Origin of the sequence: Hwanghaeella sp. LZ110 (genome assembly GCF_048892525.1) — a bacterium.
Lineage (GTDB): Bacteria > Pseudomonadota > Alphaproteobacteria > UBA8366 > Aestuariispiraceae > Pacificispira.
Genome location: NZ_JBLZHT010000005.1, coordinates 62317 through 82832 on the forward strand (window position 1 = coordinate 62317; position 20516 = coordinate 82832).

General features: G+C 55.9%; 18 protein-coding genes. 6 read left to right on the plus strand and 12 right to left on the minus strand.

The features are described 5' to 3' along the window. Positions 1 to 56: 56 nt before the first annotated feature. The gene (locus ACOSDM_RS11470; protein ID WP_420724669.1) at positions 57 to 971 is read right to left on the minus strand and encodes a LysR family transcriptional regulator; all 915 of its coding nucleotides are present in this window, start codon (positions 969 to 971) and stop codon (positions 57 to 59) included. A 133-nt stretch (positions 972 to 1104) separates the two neighbouring features. Here ACOSDM_RS11470 and ACOSDM_RS11475 point away from each other — a divergent pair, with 133 nt between their 5' ends. The 3 genes from ACOSDM_RS11475 (at position 1105) to ACOSDM_RS11485 (ending at position 4057) form a co-directional block, all read left to right on the plus strand. After that, positions 1105 to 2109 (plus strand): glutathione S-transferase family protein, encoded by a 1005-nt coding sequence (locus tag ACOSDM_RS11475; RefSeq protein ID WP_420724670.1) that lies wholly within the window; start codon positions 1105 to 1107, stop codon positions 2107 to 2109. A 127-nt stretch (positions 2110 to 2236) separates the two neighbouring features. Next, positions 2237 to 2944 carry a pirin family protein gene (locus ACOSDM_RS11480; RefSeq protein WP_420724671.1) on the plus strand — a complete coding sequence of 236 codons (708 nt, stop codon included), beginning with the start codon at positions 2237 to 2239 and terminating at the stop codon, positions 2942 to 2944. A 189-nt stretch (positions 2945 to 3133) separates the two neighbouring features. Then, positions 3134 to 4057: a calcium/sodium antiporter gene (locus ACOSDM_RS11485; protein ID WP_420724672.1), complete on the plus strand. Its 924-nt coding sequence runs from the start codon at positions 3134 to 3136 to the stop codon at positions 4055 to 4057. A 7-nt stretch (positions 4058 to 4064) separates the two neighbouring features. On the opposite strand, the gene ACOSDM_RS11490 is transcribed toward ACOSDM_RS11485, so the two are convergent. From ACOSDM_RS11490 to ACOSDM_RS11510, 5 genes are all read right to left on the minus strand, one after another. Continuing rightward, positions 4065 to 4442, minus strand: a complete 378-nt coding sequence (locus ACOSDM_RS11490; RefSeq protein WP_420724673.1) for a hypothetical protein — start codon at positions 4440 to 4442, stop codon at positions 4065 to 4067. A gap of 7 nt (positions 4443 to 4449) precedes the next feature. After that, the gene (gene uvrC, locus ACOSDM_RS11495) at positions 4450 to 6447 is read right to left on the minus strand and encodes an excinuclease ABC subunit UvrC (protein WP_420724674.1); all 1998 of its coding nucleotides are present in this window, start codon (positions 6445 to 6447) and stop codon (positions 4450 to 4452) included. A 573-nt stretch (positions 6448 to 7020) separates the two neighbouring features. Next, entirely contained in the window at positions 7021 to 7797 is a 777-nt protein-coding gene (locus tag ACOSDM_RS11500) for an SDR family oxidoreductase (protein ID WP_420724675.1), read from the minus strand. Positions 7798 to 7811: 14 nt separating this feature from the next. Further along, positions 7812 to 9983, minus strand: a complete 2172-nt coding sequence (gene uvrB / locus ACOSDM_RS11505; protein WP_420724986.1) for an excinuclease ABC subunit UvrB — start codon at positions 9981 to 9983, stop codon at positions 7812 to 7814. 90 nt (positions 9984 to 10073) lie between these two features. After that, positions 10074 to 10271 carry a DUF2065 domain-containing protein gene (locus tag ACOSDM_RS11510; RefSeq protein ID WP_420724676.1) on the minus strand — a complete coding sequence of 66 codons (198 nt, stop codon included), beginning with the start codon at positions 10269 to 10271 and terminating at the stop codon, positions 10074 to 10076. 242 nt (positions 10272 to 10513) lie between these two features. Here ACOSDM_RS11510 and ACOSDM_RS11515 point away from each other — a divergent pair, with 242 nt between their 5' ends. Then, complete coding sequence (locus ACOSDM_RS11515) at positions 10514 to 12385, plus strand: lytic transglycosylase domain-containing protein (protein WP_420724677.1); 1872 nt, start codon at positions 10514 to 10516, stop codon at positions 12383 to 12385. A 5-nt stretch (positions 12386 to 12390) separates the two neighbouring features. Continuing rightward, positions 12391 to 12921 (plus strand): molybdenum cofactor biosynthesis protein B, encoded by a 531-nt coding sequence (gene moaB, locus ACOSDM_RS11520; RefSeq protein ID WP_420724678.1) that lies wholly within the window; start codon positions 12391 to 12393, stop codon positions 12919 to 12921. On the opposite strand, the gene ACOSDM_RS11525 is transcribed toward moaB, so the two are convergent. Continuing rightward, positions 12918 to 14306, minus strand: coding sequence for an MFS transporter (locus ACOSDM_RS11525; protein WP_420724679.1), 1389 nt, complete (start codon positions 14304 to 14306; stop codon positions 12918 to 12920). The two genes, moaB and ACOSDM_RS11525, sit on opposite strands and share 4 nt — an antisense overlap. Beyond that, the gene (locus tag ACOSDM_RS11530; RefSeq protein WP_420724680.1) at positions 14303 to 15886 is read right to left on the minus strand and encodes a Rieske (2Fe-2S) protein; all 1584 of its coding nucleotides are present in this window, start codon (positions 15884 to 15886) and stop codon (positions 14303 to 14305) included. Before ACOSDM_RS11530 ends, ACOSDM_RS11525 begins: the two co-directional genes overlap by 4 nt. Positions 15887 to 16048: 162 nt before the next feature. Here ACOSDM_RS11530 and ACOSDM_RS11535 point away from each other — a divergent pair, with 162 nt between their 5' ends. Beyond that, positions 16049 to 16693, plus strand: coding sequence for a helix-turn-helix transcriptional regulator (locus ACOSDM_RS11535; RefSeq protein WP_420724681.1), 645 nt, complete (start codon positions 16049 to 16051; stop codon positions 16691 to 16693). Here ACOSDM_RS11535 and ACOSDM_RS11540 read toward each other — a convergent pair. The 4 genes from ACOSDM_RS11540 to ACOSDM_RS11555 all read right to left on the minus strand — a co-directional run bounded on the left by ACOSDM_RS11540 (position 16680) and on the right by ACOSDM_RS11555 (position 20380). Beyond that, complete coding sequence (locus ACOSDM_RS11540) at positions 16680 to 18614, minus strand: tetratricopeptide repeat protein (RefSeq protein WP_420724682.1); 1935 nt, start codon at positions 18612 to 18614, stop codon at positions 16680 to 16682. The genes ACOSDM_RS11535 and ACOSDM_RS11540 overlap by 14 nt on opposite strands. Before the next feature lie 18 nt (positions 18615 to 18632). Next, entirely contained in the window at positions 18633 to 19049 is a 417-nt protein-coding gene (msrB, locus tag ACOSDM_RS11545; RefSeq protein ID WP_420724683.1) for a peptide-methionine (R)-S-oxide reductase MsrB, read from the minus strand. Then, positions 19046 to 19741, minus strand: a complete 696-nt coding sequence (locus ACOSDM_RS11550) for a gamma-glutamylcyclotransferase (RefSeq protein ID WP_420724684.1) — start codon at positions 19739 to 19741, stop codon at positions 19046 to 19048. Before ACOSDM_RS11550 ends, msrB begins: the two co-directional genes overlap by 4 nt. An 81-nt stretch (positions 19742 to 19822) precedes the next feature. After that, positions 19823 to 20380: a MarR family winged helix-turn-helix transcriptional regulator gene (locus ACOSDM_RS11555; RefSeq protein ID WP_420724685.1), complete on the minus strand. Its 558-nt coding sequence runs from the start codon at positions 20378 to 20380 to the stop codon at positions 19823 to 19825. Positions 20381 to 20516 lie beyond the last annotated feature (136 nt).

The window sequence follows — 20516 nt, forward strand, 5'->3', positions numbered from 1 at the left end:
GAGAGCCCACAGGCAAGACCTTTTCAGACCTTACGTCAAGGTGCGCCTGAAGAGCGTCACGGCCACAACATCTCCGGCCCGGAATAGCGGGCGACCAGGAAATCGACAAAGGCACGCACCTTGGCCGACAAATGGCGATTGGGCGGATACAGCGCATAAATGCCAATCGGGTCCGGTTCAAACGCATCTAGTGCTGAGATCAAGTCCCCGTTCCGGATGCTTTCTGCACATATAAAAGTTGGGGAATTCACGATGCCCAGACCCGCCGATGCCGCCAAAGCCAGGGCATTGCCGTTATTGGATGTTAACGTACCGCCGACACGAACGGAGATCCCCCCGCCTTTCGGATCATCAGGATCCTTAAAGTTCCAGGAATTCGGGGCGCTGAGATAGGTGTAGATCAGGCAGTTATGTGCTTCCAGATCTTTGGGATGTTCTGGTCGCCCCATTCGGTCCCAATAGTCCTTGGACGCCAGGATCGGCCGCCTGGTTTCTGCAATGCGCTTGGCGATCAGGCTGGAATCTTCCAACACACCGATGCGAACCGCCATATCAAACCCTTCCTCCAGGATATCGACACGACGGTCGCTGAAATCCATGAAGACTTTCACTTCGGGAAACTGCGTCATGAAATCCGGCAGTGCGCGGGCCAGATGGGTAATGCCAAAACTGACAGGTGCCGTTACCCTCAACTGTCCCCGCGGGCGTTCCTGCAAATGGGTGACGGCCAGTTCCGCCTCTTCCGCTTCGGCGATGATCCGGCGACAGCGCTCATAGAAGGCCTGGCCCACCTCCGTCAAGTTTAACCGGCGCGTTGTGCGGGCAATCAATTGCGCGCCCAGCCGTTGTTCCAGGCGCGTCACCTGCTTGCTGACCGCAGACTTTGATTGTCCCATCTTTTCTGCGGCTGCGGTGAAGCTTCCCGCCTCAACAACCGCTGCGAATACCGCAATCCCACTTAAATCCTGCATCGCCCATCACTCCAGGTTGGTGGAAAGACATTAGGGCCTTTTTCGAAACAATTAAATTCTTTTCTGATCGATTGTTCTTATTCGGATCGAGATTAAGTTATCTGTCAACAAATGAAACAGAAGGAGCAACGACATGGGACTCTTGGTAGACGGCGAATGGCACGACAAATGGTACGATACGTCCAAGACCGGCGGGAAATTTGTGCGCAGTGAATCAGTATTCCGAAACTGGGTCACTGCTGATGGCAGTGCTGGACCGACCGGCGATGCAGGTTTCAAGGCAGAGGCCGGACGCTACCATCTGTATGTGTCCCTGGCCTGTCCCTGGGCCCATCGCACCCTGATCTTTCGGGCCATTAAGGATTTGGACGAAATGATCGATATCTCGGTCGTCCACTGGAAAATGAAAGAAAACGGCTGGACCTTTGATGACAGCGATCAGGACGTCATTGCAGACCCGATCCATAAGGCGCGGTTCCTGCACCAGGTGTATACGGCGGTGAAGCCTGACTATTCCGGTCGGGTCACGGTTCCGGTCCTGTATGACAAGAAAACCGACCAGATCGTATCGAATGAGTCTGCCGATATCATCCGGATGCTGAATTCCGCCTTCGATGGGATCGGCGCACGGGCCGGAGATTACTATCCAGAAGCCCTGCGCGCGGAAATCGATGAGGTCAATGACCGGGTCTATAACACTGTGAATAACGGTGTCTATAAATCAGGATTTGCGACCGAACAGGCACCTTATGAAGAGGCGGTCACCGACCTGTTCGACAGTCTGGACTGGTTGGAAAATCGCCTGTCAAAACAACGGTATCTGGTCGGGGATCAAATCACAGAGGCGGACTGGCGTTTGTTTACGACCCTGGTTCGGTTTGATCCGGTCTATGTCGGGCATTTTAAGTGTAACCTGCGGCGGATCGTCGATTACCCCAATCTGTGGGCCTATACCCGGGAATTGTATCAACAGCCCGGCGTACAGGAGACCATCAATATGCGCCATATCAAGTCCCATTACTATGGCAGCCACGACATGATTAACCCGACCGGGGTGATCCCTGTGGGACCGGTTCTGGACTTTGGAGCAAATCCCGAGCAAACGGAGGCGTTTGCGACGACGAATTTGCCGAAATAACAACCAGCCAGAGTATCTTGTGTGAGCTCATGCGAACGCATGATGCTCTGGCGAACCCCATGGGCGGGATGCCCAGAAAGCCGCCTGACCGGAAAAAAGCCGGTGGACAAGACGAGGAGTGCGTATCATGACCCTTGAACTGAGACCTTTCGACAGCTTGGGCGCTGCCAATTTTGGCTGGCTGGATGCAAAGCACCATTTCAGCTTCGGGCACTATTATGACCCCAAACGGATGCATGTCGGCCCGCTGCGTGTCTGGAATGATGATACGATTGCACCGGGCACTGGTTTTGACCCGCACCCGCATCGGGACATGGAAATCATCACCTATGTTCGGGAGGGGGCAATTACCCATAAAGATAATATGGGTAATAAGGGCCGCACAGAAGCTGGCGATATCCAGGTCATGTCCGCCGGAACAGGTATCGTTCATTCTGAGTACAATGAAGAAGATGTCACGACCAAGATCTTCCAGATCTGGATCATACCGCGCAGTCAGGGTGGCAAGCCACGCTGGGAAACCAAATCCTTCCCTAGGGGAGATCAGGCGGGCAAATTGCATCCCCTGGCCTCGGGTCGGGCCGGGATCACCGGCGTCGCCCCGATTGATCAGGATGCGACCCTGTTTGCGGGCAGCCTGTCCAAAGGCACGGTCATCGACCAGATTTTAGGGCGCAACCGCTGTGCCTATCTGGTCCCCGCAAAGGGACGCGTGAAGATTGATGGCACGGAGATCAAAAACCGCGATGGCGTCATTATCCGCGATGCCAAATCGGTGAAGATCGAAGCCTTGGAAGACGCTGAAGTCATCCTGGTGGATGTTCCTAACGGATAAGCGTTGAAACAAGTCCCCCGACAACCGGACCTGAGTCCAATCTGGAGTCAGGTCCGGCTTTGCCTTATCTGGGAACAGTTACCGAATTATTTTTAGTCTCATATTGTAACATCTTTGACACGGGGTCACCTATGCGTGCGGGTGGCTGGAAATCGTTCTGCCCTCCCCTTTTCATCGGATGATCCTACCGTGCTTATCACCCTTTCTTTGCTGGTTCTTGGTCTTGCGCTGCTGTTCGCCGGGGGTGAAGCCCTGGTTCGTGGCGGTGTCTCCCTGGCGCTGAGATTTGGACTGTCGCCCCTGATCGTCGGCCTGACCGTTGTGGCCTTTGGCACGTCTTTGCCAGAGCTTCTTGTCTCAGTGCAGGCCGCGCTTTCCGGGTCACCTGATATTGCCGTGGGCAATGTGGTCGGATCCAATATTGCGAACATTCTGCTGATCCTGGGGGCGACCGCCGTGATTGCCCCAATCACCATGGCATTCAAGACAGTGTCGCGTGATCTGGTCATGATGATCGCTGCTGCTGTCGCGATGCTTGCCTTAGGGTGGGTCGGACTGATTGAAAGATGGATGGGCATGGCCATGCTGGCGAGTTTGATCATCTATCTGGTCTTTGCCTGTCGGAACACCCCCTGCGAAGAAGACCCGTCCGACACCAGTATGTCGAAATTGCTGTGGTGGCAGGAAACCCTGGCGATCCTGGGTGGTCTGGTTGCCCTGATGGTGGGGGCCAATCTGCTGGTCGGGTCGGCAACCGATATCGCACGCACCTTCGGTGTGTCCGAAGCGGTGATCGGCCTGACCATCGTAGCCGTCGGCACCAGCCTGCCTGAATTGGCCGCATCCCTGGTGGCGGCCATTCGTCGTCAGTCTGATATCGCCATCGGCAATGTGGTCGGATCGAATATCTTCAACATCCTCGCCATTCTGGGCATCACCGCGATGATCGAACCCGTCACAGTTTCCCCAGAAATGGCGCGCATGGATATTCCGGTCATGATCGGTGTATCCATCCTTCTGACCGGATTGATTTTCGCCCTGAATGGATTGGGGCGGATCGTCGGGGCTGGTTTCCTGGGCCTGTATGGCAGCTATGTCGTCTACCTGTATTAACGCCGCTTTATTGGTCGCAAAAGCGTGTCAGGCGATGGGGCATCAAGGTGAGTTCGTGATCAATTTCTGAGACGCGGGTTTGGCATAATTCCGGGCTGGCGCTGACCTTCGACCAATCTGGTGCCTTACAGCGTGTCAGCATATCCTCGAGGCTGTCGACGCATTGTTCAAAATGCGCTTTCGCCTTATCGAAACGCTCTTTCCCTGTGCGTAAAAAACTGCATGTCTCTAAATCAGTGGTGTTTGACCGATGCAGGGCTTCTTCCGTCAAATTTTGGGCTGCGGTCAGGTCACCAAGCCCATCCTGCATCATACCTTCCAGGGCATGTATGCGGTCTTCACAGTCTGCCGCAGCCACACCTGCCGACGCAATAAGCAACAGCACCGCGACGCTAGCCGTTTGGATGAAAGAAACCGTGGATCTTTTTCGCAACTGCCTTTGAAATACCATCCACATTCTCCAAATCCGACACAGATGCGCGCGATACCGCTTTCGCAGAACCGAAGTATAACAGAAGCGCCTTTTTACGCTTCCCCCCAATTCCAGGAATTTCATCCAATGGGCTGCGTACCTGATCTTTTGCGCGGCGCTTACGGTGTGATCCGATAGCGAAACGGTGCGCTTCATCCCGCAGGCGCTGAATAAAATACAGAACCGGGTCGCGGGGTGGCAGCAACAGGGGCTGATCCCCACCCGGCAGCATGATCCGTTCCCGGCCCGCTTCCCGTTCTGGCCCCTTGGCGACGGTCATGACGGGAACATCATCTTCCAGGCCCAGTTCCGCCAGTGCTTCCATCGCAGAACTCAATTGCCCCTTACCGCCGTCCAGAATGACCAGGTCGGGCCAGACACCGCTGGTGCGATCGGGGTCTTCCTTCAGGGCACGGGCAAAACGGCGATAGATGACTTCCTTGGTCATCGCATAATCATCCCCACCTGCCGGGGCATCGGTTAAGGCAGGCACGGGCGCCTCTGCAAGGCCGGGAACAGAGGGGCTGGCGGGCTCATCCTCTCCCCGAATGTTGAATTTGCGATACTGATTCTTTGCAAACCCGTCCGGCCCGGCCACGATCATTGCGCCAACCGCCTGACGCCCGGAAATATGACTGTTGTCGTAAACCTCCACCCGCTGCAGCGGCCCTTCCAGACCGCTGAGGTCCGCCAGGCCATTCAACAGCCGCACCTGGCTGGAACTTTCCGCCAGCCGCCGTTCCAATGCCTCCCTGGCATTGTCAGCGGCATGGTCCACCGCCTTACGCCGTCCGCCTCGTTGGGGCACGGCTATGGTGACCTTGCGCCCTGCCTTCAGTGTCAGCGCCTCTGTCAGAAGATTCAATTCGTCCGGAGCCTGGTTCAAAAGCACATCTTTTGGCGGCGGGCGGTTTTCATAGAATTGGCCCAGAAATCCAGCCAGAATCAAACCTGGCTCCATCTGTTTGTCATGGCTGGGGAAGTACGACCGCGTGCCATTGTTCTGGCCGGCACGAAAGAAAAAGACCTGAATACAGCTCTGGCCGCCACGCTGTTCCAGGGCAATCACATCCGCGTCGCCAATGCCTTCGATATTGATGTCCTGGCTGGATTGCACATGGGCCATGGCGCGCAATCGATCCCGATAGGATGCGGCGCGCTCAAAATCCATCGCGTCAGACGCTGCCTGCATCTCGCTGACCAGATCGTCTTTCACCTCCTGGGATCGACCCGACAGGAAGGCTTTCGCTTGCGCCACAGTGGCGGCATAGCCTTCTTGCGAGATATAGCCGACACAGGGCGCACTACAGCGTTTGATCTGGTATTGCAGGCAGGGGCGCGACCGATTGCGAAACACACCATCCGTGCAATTGCGCAGTAAAAAGGCGCGCTGCAACACATTCAGGGTGCGATTGACCGCCCCTGCTGAGGCGAATGGACCAAAGAAATCCCCTTTCCGGTCCCGCGCGCCCCGGTGTTTCACAATTTGGGGAAACTCCTGATCGCCCCGAATTAAGATATCTGGAAATGTCTTATCATCCCGCAACAGCACATTGTAACGGGGCATCAGGCGCTTGATCAGATTGTTTTCCAGCAACAGCGCCTCGACCTCGCTGGCGCAGGTGACAAACTCCATCGTTGCGGTTTCAGAAACCATGCGTTGCAAGCGGATCGGCAAACGCTCCGGCCTGGAATAGGTTGTCACACGCTTGCGCAGGTTATGCGCCTTACCGACATATAAGGGCTCACCATCTGCAGAAATCATGCGATAGACGCCAGCCTCGTTGCCCAGCTTCGCAAGATATCGCTTCACCACCGCAGCCCCGGTCGCAAGACTGGGGCGCGCGGCGACAGTGGGTGCCAATAAGGTCCCATCCGCCGTTTGGCTCAAACTCTCCGCTCTGGTGTCGTTGGGCATACACGTATCACTTTCCTGCCTCAGCATCATGGGCTCTTATAAACGCACACATGACACGCTGGCCTGTTGTTCTCTCTGCACATATGCCGTTGCAAACATTTCTGTCTACTCGGGTTTGCTGAACCTCATATTTCTTTCCGCCAAACGCATTGGTCAAGGGTGCCGATAGCGCTATTTTAACCTTGGCGAATTTCGTCCCATACGGGCCAAATTCAGCGCTGGCACGATTTAAATCCAGCTATCCACCGCGCCTGTGGAAAACCTTGTTGGTAACCAAGGGACGACCCCACGCCTCGCCACATTCCCTAGGGGAGTCAACGGTTTGCCTAATATTTAACCACCAAAAACTAACATATTGTTTTTATTAACATTATAATAAGTCAAGTATGAAAGATTGGTTAAACTGAAAAAAGCTCCTTGCCTGCAGACTTCCCCCGAATCCGGCAAATTCTCCTGTGCACAACTCAAAAACGATAAATTGAATTTTAGGCATATTTTTAAATATTTAGGCAAAAGTGCATTCAATACACACAACCAGCATTAAACTGTACAGTCTAAGTATTGGTGTCATCATCATTCTTCGATATAACATCCCAACCCTGCCTGTTGCCACCCCAGATGTTCTCCCCCATCCAGGGCGATCATCTGTCCGGTATAGCTCGGGCTTTGTATGATGAAGCGCACGGCTTTGGCAATGGCGGTGGGTTCGGTGCGCCGTTTCAAGGGAACAGCGTCCCATTGTCGGTCAAAATCGGTCGTATTCTGCCTGGCGCTGGGGACTGTTGGCCCTGGCCCCACAGCCGCGACACGAACCTGTGGCGCCAAGGCCAGCGCGAGCGTTCTAGTCAATGTCCAAAGGCCCGATTTCGATGCCGTATAGCTGATGAAATGCGGTGTAAGATTAAACACCCGTTGATCGATGATATTGACGGCGACACCATTCTTATCGTCGGGCAATGCCTTTGCGAAAGCCTGAATGATCCGCATGGGCGATTCCAGATTAATCGCCATATGAGATGACCAGCTATCCCGCGTAACCGTATTCCAATCGTCGCGTTCAAAGATTGAGGCATTATTGACGACAACACCCAATTCACCGAAAGCAGACAGGGTTTGGGCGACCAGATCCGTCGCCGCATCTGGGTCTGCCAGATCCGCATCGAACAAATGCACCTCTCGCCCCAAATCCCGAATTTCTTGGGCTGTCGCTTCGGCATCGGATTCTGATCCCCGATAATGCAGCGCGATATCAAATCCATACTGCGCCAAATCCAAAGCAATCTCTCGACCAATCCGGCGGGCCGCGCCCGTGACCAGCGCTACCGGGGCCAAGCGTTCATCCTGTAGCATAAAAGGCACCCGCATCAACGACGCCCCCGACGACGACCAGAAGAGGCCTTTGCCCCCTTGCGCCCCTTCGGCACAGCCTCAGGATTCTTACTGATCAGAGAGGCCGCGATCTCCACATCAATGGGCAGGGAATCGACTGGCATATCCAGGTCATAGGCTTCCAATCGCTTGATCTCGTCTCGCATCTTGGCCGCCGTTTCAAATTCCAGGTCGGCAGCAGCGGCCTTCATGCGCTCTTCCAAATCGCGGATATAGGTTTTCAGATCCACCCCGACCAAATGGGACTGTGCCCCATCACCCGTGCCGACCGTAACCCGATCCCGCTCGTAAACGGAATTCAGCACATCAGAGATGGATCGTTTGATGCTTTCCGGCGTAATGCCATGTTCCGCATTGTATAGCTGCTGCTTCTCCCGGCGGCGACTGGTCTCGTCCAGGGCATAGGTCAGGCTGTCGGTCATGCGATCCGCATATAACAGGACGCGCCCATCCACATTTCGTGCCGCCCGGCCAATCGTCTGAACCAGCGATGTCTTGGACCTCAGGAACCCTTCCTTATCCGCATCCAGGATCGCCACCACCGCGCATTCGGGAATATCCAGGCCTTCCCGCAGCAGGTTGATCCCGATCAAAATATCAAAGGCCCCCAGACGCAGATCACGGATAATCTCAATGCGCTCCAATGTGTCGATATCAGAATGCAGATAGCGGACCTTTAGGCCCGTTTCCGACATGTAATCGGTCAGGTCCTCGGCCATACGCTTGGTCAGCACCGTGACCAGAACGCGCTCCCCTTTCTCCGTACATTGGCGGCATTCATCCAGCAGGTCATCGACCTGATTGGCGGTTGGACGCACGATACAGACCGGATCGATCAATCCGGTCGGGCGCACCAATTGCTCGGTAATGACGCCCCCCGTCCGCTCCAACTCCCAGGGGCCTGGCGTGGCGGAAACAAAGATGGTCTGAGGCCGCATCGCCTCCCATTCTTCAAATTTCAAGGGACGGTTATCAACGCAGGACGGCAGTCGGAAACCAAATTCCGCCAATGTCGATTTCCGCGCAAAGTCACCCCGGAACATACCGCCGATCTGCGGCACGGTGACATGGCTTTCATCCAGCACCAACAGGGCGTTGTCCGGCAGATACTCAAACAGGGTCGGTGGCGGCTCCCCGGCATTGCGCCCGGTCAGATAGCGGGAATAGTTCTCAATCCCGTTACACGCCCCCGTCGCTTCCATCATCTCCAGGTCAAAGACCGTGCGTTGTTCGATGCGCTGTAATTCCAGCAGTTTCCCGGCCTTCTCAAATTGCTCCGTGCGCTGACGCAGTTCCAGCTTGATGCGGTCCATTGCCTGTTTCAGCGTCGGGCGCGGCGTAACATAGTGGCTGCCTGCATAGACCCGGACTTTCTCCAGGGTTGCTGTCTTCTCCCCGGTCAGCGGGTCAAATTCGTGAATTGCATCGATTTCATCGCCAAAGAAAGACACCCGCCAGGCGCGGTCTTCCAGGTGGGCCGGAAAGATTTCAATCGTATCGCCACGCACGCGAAAGCTGCCGCGCTGAAACTGAATGTCGCTGCGTTTATATTGCAGGGTAACCAATTCGCGCATCAGATCGCGCACATCCATGCGCTTTCCCGCCTCCACATCAATAACCATCTGGCTATAGGTTTCGGGGGAGCCAATACCATAAATGCAGGAAACAGACGCAACGATGATCACATCATCCCGCTCGAACAGAGCCCGGGTCGCAGAGTGACGCATCCGGTCGATTTGCTCGTTTCGCGAACTCTCCTTCTCAATGAAGGTGTCAGAGCGCGGAACATAAGCTTCCGGCTGGTAATAATCATAATAAGAGACGAAATATTCGACCGCATTATTGGGAAAGAAGGATTTCATCTCCCCATATAATTGCGCCGCGAGTGTCTTGTTTGGCGCCAAAACCAGGGTGGGGCGCTGTAACTCCTGGATCGCATGGGCGATGGTGAAGGTCTTACCAGACCCGGTCACGCCCAGCAGGACCTGGTCCCGCTCCCCTTCACGCACACCTTCGACAAGCTGCTTGATCGCCTCTGGTTGATCGCCAGCGGGTTGATAATCGGACTCTATTTTGAAAGGGACGCCTCCCTCAGTCAAAGGGCGTGCATATTTCGGTGTTTCACCGAAGATATACCCGACGGGCATCTCTGGTTTCAGATCAATGGTGTCGCTCATAGGGGTGACTATAAACCGCGATTGGCGGCAAGCAAGAGATGCACGAAAGCAATCCCAGCCTTAATGACGGATCAGCCAAACCAGCGCGATCCCAAACACCAGCGCCCCCATTCCGACGCGACGCAGACTCGTTGGTGAAAATGTCAATGCCGCTGCCATCATTCGCTGCATTTGGGTGGGAATTAATGCATAAAGCAACCCTTCCAAAACACATAAAAATGCAAATCCCGTCATCAGCGACGTCCAAAATTCTTCCATGATTCCCTCAACTTCCTGTTTATCGCGCGGCCGATGCCAATACTGGCACCGGAAATTACGCCTGAAACGGTCTGCACATTCTTGCCATATTGCCCTGAATGACGTAGTTACATCACCGAGGGTGAATTCGCCCGACATATTTTATTCTGGCACCTGGCACTTGTTTTTCCCGCTCATCAGTTTGGAGCGACACCGCCTTAGTATTTGCGGTACGGTTTGCAGGGGAGAGTATCATTTTAAAGTTGAACACCAGCCTGCGCTGGATTGCCAGCGCACTGACAGGGATTGTTTTCGCCACGGGCCTATCGCTTGGTGGTGCCCAGGCGCAGTCTGAAATGGCTGCCTTGGCGCCGCGCGTCGGCCCTATGTCTGACTCCACCAGTGCGCTTCCTGCGATTCTGGCGCGAAACGATATCGCCCTCTATACCGAAATTTTTGATCTCCAGAATGACGGCCAATGGGACAAGGCGGATCGGCTGATCGCGCAGTTGTCGGATGATTCTCTGATGGGCCATGTGCTGTTTCAGCGCTATATGCACCCGACCGCCTACCGGTCTTCCTATCAGGAATTAAAGAACTGGCTGGCCGATTATGCGGATCATCCCGGCGCAACGCGCATTTACGGTTTGGCCCTGAAACGCAAACCGTCATCTGTTGGCTATCCACGCAAGCCTCAGGCCGTTGAAATGCCTGCCATGGATGCAGTCGTCGCCTTTGACGAGCCTCAGGGCGGGTCCGAAACCGAATCACCGGCTACGGAAAGCCGCAAATATGCGGGGAAATCCTCAAGCCAGCGCGCCAAAATTCGTGCAATTCAGTCCCAGATTCGATCATTGGTTCAACGCGGCAATGTGACCATCGCCTTAAAAAATCTGGATACCAAGGCCAATCGCGCCCTGTTTGATCCGGTCAGCTTTGCCGAAAGCCTGGGCGTTATCGCGCGGGGATATTTCCGGTATCATGAAGATCAGGAAGCCATGGCGGTTGCCAAGATGGCAACCAAACTGGCCGGTGATGATGCCGCCCGCGCCCATTGGTGGGGCGGATTAGCCGCGTTCCGGGCGAAAGATTGGAATACCGCTGCGGCGCATTTCGCCGCGCTGAGCCTGTCGGTTGAGGCGGATGATTGGCTGAGGGCGGCTGGCGGGTTTTGGGCTTCGCGTGCCTATTTGGTCGGGGGCGAACCCCAGAATGTATCTGCCATGCTGCAGCGCGCCGCAGAAATGCCGCGCACATTCTATGGCCTGCTGGCGACCCGCGCCCTGGGCCAAACACCCCCATTAGATTTTGAAATGCCGGTTCTGTCCGATACAGAGACGGAGTTTCTGTTAGAAATCCCCGCAGCCCGTCGGGCAATCGCGCTGATCGAAACCGGCCAGACCAACCGCGCCGATGAAGAATTGCGGCGGTTTGTGGATGAATTGCCGCCGTCCTTTGTTGGGACACTTCTTGCGCTGGCTGATCGGGCGGGGCTGGCTGATGTCGCCTTTCGCCTGGGGCGTGATATGGAGCGCCGCCAGAAGGTCAGCCTGGACGGTGCCCTGTATCCAGTACCAGGCTGGGAACCGGAAGATGGTTTTGGCATTGATCGCGCCTTGATATTTGCCATCGTGCGCCAGGAATCTCAATTCCGCAGCCGCGCGATCAGCAGCGCTGGTGCGCGGGGCTTGATGCAATTGATGCCGGCCACCGCCGGATATATGGCGGGCGACCGATTCCATGGTTCATCCCGTGCGGAACTGTTTGAACCTGGCCTGAACCTGTCGCTGGGTCAGAAATATGTGCATCATGTCCTCAATCTGGCGGAAATTGATGGAAACCTGCTTTATGCGCTGGCGGCGTATAATGCGGGGCCTGGCAATTTGCAGCGTTGGCGGGCCAAGATTGATTATGCCGATGATCCGCTGTTGTTCATCGAAAGCCTTCCGTCCCGTGAAACCCGCGCCTATATTGAGCATGTCCTGTCCAATTTCTGGATCTATCGCCTGCGGTTGAAGCAGAATGTCGATAGCCTGGATATGTTGATCGGGGGATCCTGGCCGATTTATGTCAGTCAGGATCAAAAGGGTTCCCCGACCGGAGAGCCCCGCACAGTGCGGATCAGCGCGGAGTAATTTCAATGCTGGGTGTTGATAAGAGCCTGCCGTTCAAACCGGTGCGAATTGCGGTGCTGACTGTCTCTGATACCCGCACCGTTGAAAATGACCGATCCGGCGACTTGCTGGTCGCGCGCCTGGAACAGGATGGTCATATCCTGGCAGCACGTCAGATTATCATTGATGATGCAGCACAGATTGTTCAGGTCCTAAATCAGTGGATCGATGACCCGGAAATTGATTGTGTCATAACCACCGGCGGCACTGGTCTGACCGGGCGTGATGTCACCCCCGAAGCATTCGCCGCCGTTCGGGAAAAGGACATACCGGGCTTTGGCGAGTATTTTCGCTGGATGTCCGCCCAGAAAATCGGAACCTCCACCATTCAAAGCCGCGCCATGGCGGTCCTATCCCGGGGCACCTATCTGTTCGCCCTGCCAGGGTCTACGGGGGCCTGTAAGGATGGCTGGGATGAGATCCTGCACTATCAACTGGATTTCCGCCACAGACCCTGCAATTTTGTTGAGTTGATGCCGCGCCTGCGTGAAGTTTAACGCCGCAAACGCCAGATCAGTAAGACCGACACAGCAGATACCGGCACCATCGCAACAAAAACCCAAACCCCCGCAGATTGGGCATCCGCCAGTGTCGGTTGGTCCCCATAGCCCACCAGATTCGCCACCAGCCCGCTAACTGCCGCCCCCAGCGCATAGCCGACGGTCTGAACCGTGGTCATGGCACTGGCGGCCCTGTCTTTATCCTCCGGCGGCGCCGCCTCTGTACAGCGCTGAAGGATATGGCCAAAACAGGCCCCAAATCCGGCCCCCGTGATAAACAAGCACGGCAGGATGGCCCAGACGGGACCGGGTGTTACCAGCAAGGCAAGACCTATTGTTGCCCCTAAGATCGCCAGAAAAGACAGGCGAATGGCAATCACCTGCTGACGGGGAGCCAGACCTGACAAAGACAGCGCCCCCACTGTCCAAGCCACCGATTCCAGCGCGATCATGTACCCAACACCCAGAGGCCCAATGTCATGTAACGTATGAAGCAGGACCGGGCCATAGACGGAAAATGCAATCGTTGCGAAAGAGATCAGGAATATCCCGATCAGGCCAATACCAGTGATATGGGTCATGTCCGTGATGCTGTATGGCAGCAGGCGGCTGTCGGTTGCCGCCTTGTCCAGACGCAGGAACAGCGCGAAACCAAGAATACCGATGCAGGACAAAGCCCCCATCAATACAAGGCTGTCCTTCTGGAGCCCCGCTGTTGCGATACACAAGACCGCAACAGACAACACCAACAGACGGCGCCAGGGCAGGCGCGCCGGATCTGATGGCGGCGATACCGCCACCGGCAAGGCCCAGCGCAAGGCAAATGCGAGAAACAGCGCCTGAGCACAAAACGACCAAAATCCCATTCGCCACATATCAAATTCTGCAAAAATACCACCAACTAACGGGCCTAAGAAGGCCGACGCACCCCAGACCGCCGAAATCGCGGCCATAACGCGGGGCGTATAGTGACTGGGGAATAGTTTCGCGACACCAATCATGGTGCATGCGACCAACATACCGCCCCCGAACCCTTGCAGGACACGCCCCGCAATCATTCCCCCCATTGTCGGGGTGACGGCGCTGACCAGACATCCAATCGCCACAGCCAATGCTGACCAGATCATCAACCGGCGCAGACCAAGCATCCGTGCGACCAATGCCGAACTGCACGCCGCCGTGATCGAGGCCAGAAGGTAGAGCACGAAATTCCAGGAGATGAACGCCTCTCCCCCCACATCAGCGACGACGCCGGGCAGCAAGGTGGCGATGACGGTGCTGTCTGCTGCATGCAGCCAAACCCCGAATGACAACACGGCGAAAAGACCGCGATTGGGTCCGGATAAAACCGTCCCCCAGGATACCGGATTTTCTGTGGTCATCCTTCAGCCTGCACGAAATTCAGCGCTTGATAGGCCGTACGTTGAACATGCTTGCGCTTCAACGGGCTGGCAAGGAACCGGCGCAGGGCAGCAGCGGCCAGGGCATTGAACTGTGTTTCCGGTATTTCCTGCATTTCTTCCCGTATCGCGTAGCTGAGCTTTAATAAATGGCTGGAAACGATGTACTCGAACTTGCCATGATCCTCAACGCCCGATAGGGCCTGTTGAACCGCCTCCAAGGGATCATTGCTGCGCCAGGGGGCCTCATCAATATCAGGATCGGTAAAGCCACTGTTGCGCCCAAGGAAACATCCCATCTGTAACAGGCCTTGGGGCCACAGGTCCGGATAGCGTTCTGCCAATTTCCGCACCGCATTGCCGAAGGTAACCGTATGGGTGAAGTCCAGCCAGCCAACGCTTTGGGCGATGCTGCTGTCGGTCTTGTCCTGCCAATCCAGATCGAAATGCAACAATTGCCAGGCCCCAGCCGTCATGGCGGCGTCGTATAGGGCAATCGGATCCTTCGAACCCGCGCTCAGCCGAGCCAAAATCTCCCGAGCAGATCCCCTGCGAAGCGACTCTGAGTCTGGCTGTTCTGATCCCTGCCCATCCCATGCCTTGAGGGCTTTACCATAGGCACGGAATTCCGGAATCAAATCCTCCCGACTGGCATAGATAAAGGATCGGGTTAGCATCAGACACAGCATCAACAGGCTTTCGCGATCCCCCAACGCCGCGGTTAAGGCTCGCATCTTATAGGTATAAATCGCGGAATGACCGAAATCCGCATAATGCGACAGGGCTGCCCGTGCAAAGCCCCGCTCCATATCCGACCAGGTCAAACCATCAGAAACGGCCCCTCGGACATGGGAACAGGCCGCCGCCTCATCTTCCGCCTCAACCGCGGCGACATAGGCATCCTCATCCCAGGCCCGGGAGGTTGTTGGATAGGAAAATACGGGTTCGCGCCGCGTATCCCAGGCGAAATGACCAATGCATTCTGTCAGCATTCCCAATTGCCGCACCGGGTCTTGAGTCTCACCGCGAAGGCTCAGCCAATCGGCGGCGGCGGGCAAGGCATGGGTCGCGCCATATTCAAACCGGTCCCCCACCCTTGCAATCGTGCGCCGCAAACCGTCCAGCGGATCCCCGCCCGCTTTCATCAGGCGCGCCAATTCCCGTGCAATGCGGTCATATTCATGGCGGTCGAAACAATCGGTGATGTTATCCAATGCCTGAGCAATCGCCGCTTCAGCCGGTGGATCGATTAGGTCCAGTTCCACCTGCCTCGCAACAATCCGGGCTGGATATCGCCGCAGTTTATCACCCCCGACCAGGGTCTCCCCGCTGTCCAGATCAAATTTCCAATTGTGCCAGTTACAGGTCAGGACACAGCCGGAAACATCCCCTTCCGACAAGGGATAGCCTTCATGAGGACAGCGGTTGTTACAGGCCAGGACCTGTCCATCCTGCCACAACAGCAGGATTTGCTTGCCGTCGACTTTGACAACCAGCCGACCGGCCTTTTGCAGTGCTTCGGCTTTAGCGACTGGCTGCCAGTCTTGCGTCTTGGTTTTCATTTACATCCTCGCCTGTCTTGCCCTGCAACGCGATATCCAGACCGTACCATATCGCAAGCTGGGCTATACACTTTCGCATCAAAATAGTTTCTATAGATTTAACTTTATAAATATGACTCACCTATCTTGCTTTAATCAAGTTTTTTCTTTAGAAAGTTTCACATGACAAAACCCACACAGAAACCGCGCTCTCGCCGGGATATCCTGGACCGATTGAAACGCGACGGACCGTCGGACGCATCCGCATTGGCCCAGGCAATGGGCGTCACCCCAATGGCGGTGCGCCAGCATCTGTATGACTTGCAGGCGGAAGGGATGGTGACGACGCAGGAGGACCCCCGCACTGTCGGGCGTCCTGCAAAGCTGTGGCAATTAACACCGGCGGCGGATCAATACTTTCCCGATGCACATGCCGATCTGGCTGTTGGATTGATTGATGCCCTGAAAAACAGCCTGGGTCAGGATGCGCTGGATCTGTTGATCGCGGAACGGTCCAGGCGGCAAAGCGCGGATTATGCCGCAACCCTATCAAAGCCAGAAACCCTGCGCGACAAACTGGACGCCCTGGCAAAGATCCGAACCCGCGAGGGGTATATGGCAATGGTCGAACCCCTGGCCGATACGGATGGATATCTTTTCATCGAAAACCATTGCCCGATTTGCAGTGCCGCCAAGGCCTGCACAGGGTTGTGCGCGATGGAATTGACGGTGTTCAAGATCGCGCTGGGCCCGGACATTCGGGTGGAACGGACCGATCACATACTGGCGGGCGCGCGCCGCTGCGCTTATCGCGTCACGCCTTACTGATCAGGGCCAGACGCTCCGCCACACGGGCCAAAACCGCCGGCCATTCCTCATCAGGCATGCGCCAGAATACATCCGTGTTGGGATAGAATGGGTGGCGTTCCGCCCCCAGCGTAATCCATTCAGGCTTCAGCAACAGCGACCAACAGGGCACATCCAAGGCACCGGCCATATCACCGACCGACGTTCCCATATTGATGACCAGATCACAGGCCTGGGTCAGGGCGGCGGCCCCGTCCAGATCATTGAACAGATCAATATCATCAAAATGCGTGATGGAACGGCCTTCCAGCTCTTCCGGTTGAACGCCATATTGCAAATTCACAAAATGCACATTGGGAACCGACAATACCTTCTGCCATTGGGCAATTTCCGTCAGCGCCGCCTGACTGCGCACGCGCCGCAAGCCGCTGCGCCAGGCAATACCAACCTTCATGCCACTGCCCAATTGATCCAGCCGCTTCTTGATCGCTGCGACCTGATCAGGATCGGCGGTAAAATAGCCTGCCGTTTCTGGAAAGTCAGAAAGCGCGTTGCGAAACAGTTTCGGCAGGGACGCGACAGGGATGGAGACATCCGCCTGGGCATTGGCAATATCAGGCCGCCCAATGGTCTCAACCGTGGAGAAGGCGCGCTGAACCAGGCCCTGCAAGCGCGGGTCACAGCCAACCAGAACAGTTGCCCCCTCACCCGCCGCACGCACAACATCGGGCAGGCAGGACAGGCTGCGAATTTCATCCCCCAGCCCTTGTTCCGGCACGATCAACAAGCGCCTGCCTTTCAGGGCATCGCCCTGCCAGGGCGGCAGGTCTGGACTGGTGACCGGGACACGTTCCCCACAATCCAAACCGCTTTCATACAGCGCCCATCCTTTGGCAAGGTTGCCCTGCCCCAGATGACACAGGGCCAGTTGAAAGGCATGGCGGGCATCGCTGGGGTCCAGCTTATAGGCCTTATCATAGGCAACGGCGGCTTCTTCCAGCCGGTCGGTCGCAGTCAGCATATTACCGTAATTGCCCCAGATATCGGCAAAGTCCGGCGTGGCGCGCAAGGCGTCGTGATACAGGGCTTCCGCCTCATCAAAATGACGGGCTGCGGTCAGGATCATCGCCAGATTAGCCATCGCCCCTGCGCTTTCCGGCGCAATGGACAGGGCGTGACGGGCAATATCTTCGGCTTCTGAAAGTTGCTCCAGCCGCATCAGTGCCGCGGCCAGATTGGTCAGGCTATCTGGATCATCCGGTGCCAGTTCCAGCACCGCCTTGAAACAGGCAGCCGCCTCCTCGACACGGTTGGACGCAGACAAAACCACGCCATAGTTTAGCATCATATCGGCATCATTGGGCGCATAATTCAGGCCGGTTTCAAAGGCAGCCAGCGCCGCCCCATAGGACCCCATGCGATACAGGGTAACGCCCAGATTCTGATAGGCCTCAACATAATCAGGCTTCAAGACGACGGCACGCCCGAAGGCTTCGGCTGCCTTTTGCAAGGTCCCCGTCTCACGCAGCAGGGCACCCAGATTGTTCCATATTTCCGGCGATTTCGGTGACAGGGTCAAGGCCTTGCGATAGGCCTGTTCCGCCGCTTCGGGATTACCCGCCCCTTCCAACGCCAGTCCCAACAGGGTTAAGACCTCAGGATTTTTCGGATCGGCCTTGCGGGCTTCCGCCAATAATTCCGCCGCCGCCGCCGGGTTGCCCAATTGATAGGCCAGGGCCCCGCGCAGGCGCAGGGCATTTGGATCTGTCGGATGCTGTTCCAGAATCTGTCGGTAATGGGCATCCGCCTCCATCAGGCGCCCGGCCTGATGCAATGCCATGGCCTGGTCCAGCCGGGAATCATCAGATCCCCCGCTGGTCCCATTGCCAGCCCCGTTACCGGTTCCATTCCCTTTACTTGCGCGCCGCTGCTGTCTGTTCATGGTGGGGGTATAAAACCCTCAAACCTCTGGGTCTAGGTCTAATGCAGCGGAATTCATACAATATCGCAATCCGGTGGGCTGTGGCCCATCGGGAAAGACATGCCCCAAATGCGCATCACAGCGGGCGCACAGAACTTCCGTGCGGCGCATGAACAGGCTGTTATCCGATTTCTCTGCCACGGCGGTTTCGTCGATTGGCTTAAAGAAACTGGGCCAGCCGGTGCCACTGTCGAATTTTGTATTCGAATGGAACAGTTTTTCACCACAGCATTTACAGGTGTAGATGCCGCGCGTCTTTGCATCATGATACTTGCCGGAAAATGGACGTTCCGTCCCCTTCTTGCGGGTGACCTTGTATTCTTCCGGGCTCAAGCGCTTTTGCCATTCAGCGTCGCTTAACGTCATTTTTGCTTTATTGCCAGCCGTATCACTCATGATCCGGTGCTCCTTTCCAGTTCCATTTCAGACTGCAATGCCCGCACGCGATCCCGCAGTCGGTGCATCGGACCATCCCCAATACCAATCTCATCCATGGCAGATACCGTTTGTTCCAGATAATCCGAACAGGGTCCCAGTCTACCGGCGGCGCGGGCGATCTGTTGCGCCACCTCTTCCATCGGGCGGCATCCTTTATAGCGATCGCAATCCCGACGCATGACAAAGGCAATCGCATGAAACGCCCCGCCATCATTATCTATCAGGCGCACCCAGGTCGGGCGATAGGACCCCGCCAACATTTCGCGCGCCCAGATCACATCCAGTTCTTCATCCGCCTGTGCCTCATCAATGCGCAAGGCAACGCCCTGCACCGACCCGCCGCGATCCAGCCCCAATACCAGGCCAGGACAATCGCGCGTTCCGCGCCCGATCTGTGTTTCCAGACAAAAGGCGCGATGATACCCATGCAATCTTGCAATCTTTCGGTCCACAAAATGAAAGGCCGGGTTCCACATCAGGGATCCATATGCAAAGACCCAGATATCCGACCCTTTGGGGCGCGCCGCCACGGTCGCAATCCGCGATGCGCGGCGTTCCTCATCACATAAGGGCTTTAACAGACCTTCCGCCTCCGCCTGGCGCGCCATTTCCTGAAAAAAGCCGTTCTTGATACCGTCTCTGTCGACCAAAATTCCCATCCATCTTTATGATTCGCATAAGATAACATGGAACATCGCGGCTGGAACGCAAGGCCTTACTGGGACGCAGACTTATTCCCCACGGTTTTCAAATCGCGCACGATCCGCATCGCCGGAAATAATACCCAACATGACATCCCGGAATCCTTCCACAGCGTCAGGGCCGGCATTTCGATAGGCGCGCGCGATGCGCTTGCGTTGAGTTTCCGTCAACAAGCGCTCCAACTCCGCGCCCTTGTCTGTCAGGGTCAACAATCGCTGGCGGCGATCTTCCTGTCCCTGATCCTGACGAATATACCCCTCCGCCATTAACTGGCTCAGCACACGGCTCAGGCTCTGCTTGGTGATCTTCAGAATATCCAGCAGATGCGATACGGTCATGCCCGGATAGCGACCAACGAAGTAAATCACACGGTGATGTGCCCGCCCCAGGTCGCGCTGTGCCAGAATGATGTCCGGTTCACCGGTGAAATCCCGATAGGCATAGAACAAAAGTTCTATCGCCTGGCGCAATTCTTCATCGCGCAGAAACAAAGGATTTCCACCGGTCTTGGCAGACCGATGTCTATCCCCACCCAGAGATGGTGAAGAAGGAGGTGATCCACGCTTAGAAGAATTTATGTCAGTCATGTTGACATATATGCCTCATGATGTTACGTCTGGCAACAATGAAGCGTATTGGATCATATCTTTTGACCCGGCTCCAGAGTAATAAAATTACCAAAAAATCCGAACCGTAGTAAAGAATGGTCGGAAAAATCGTTGT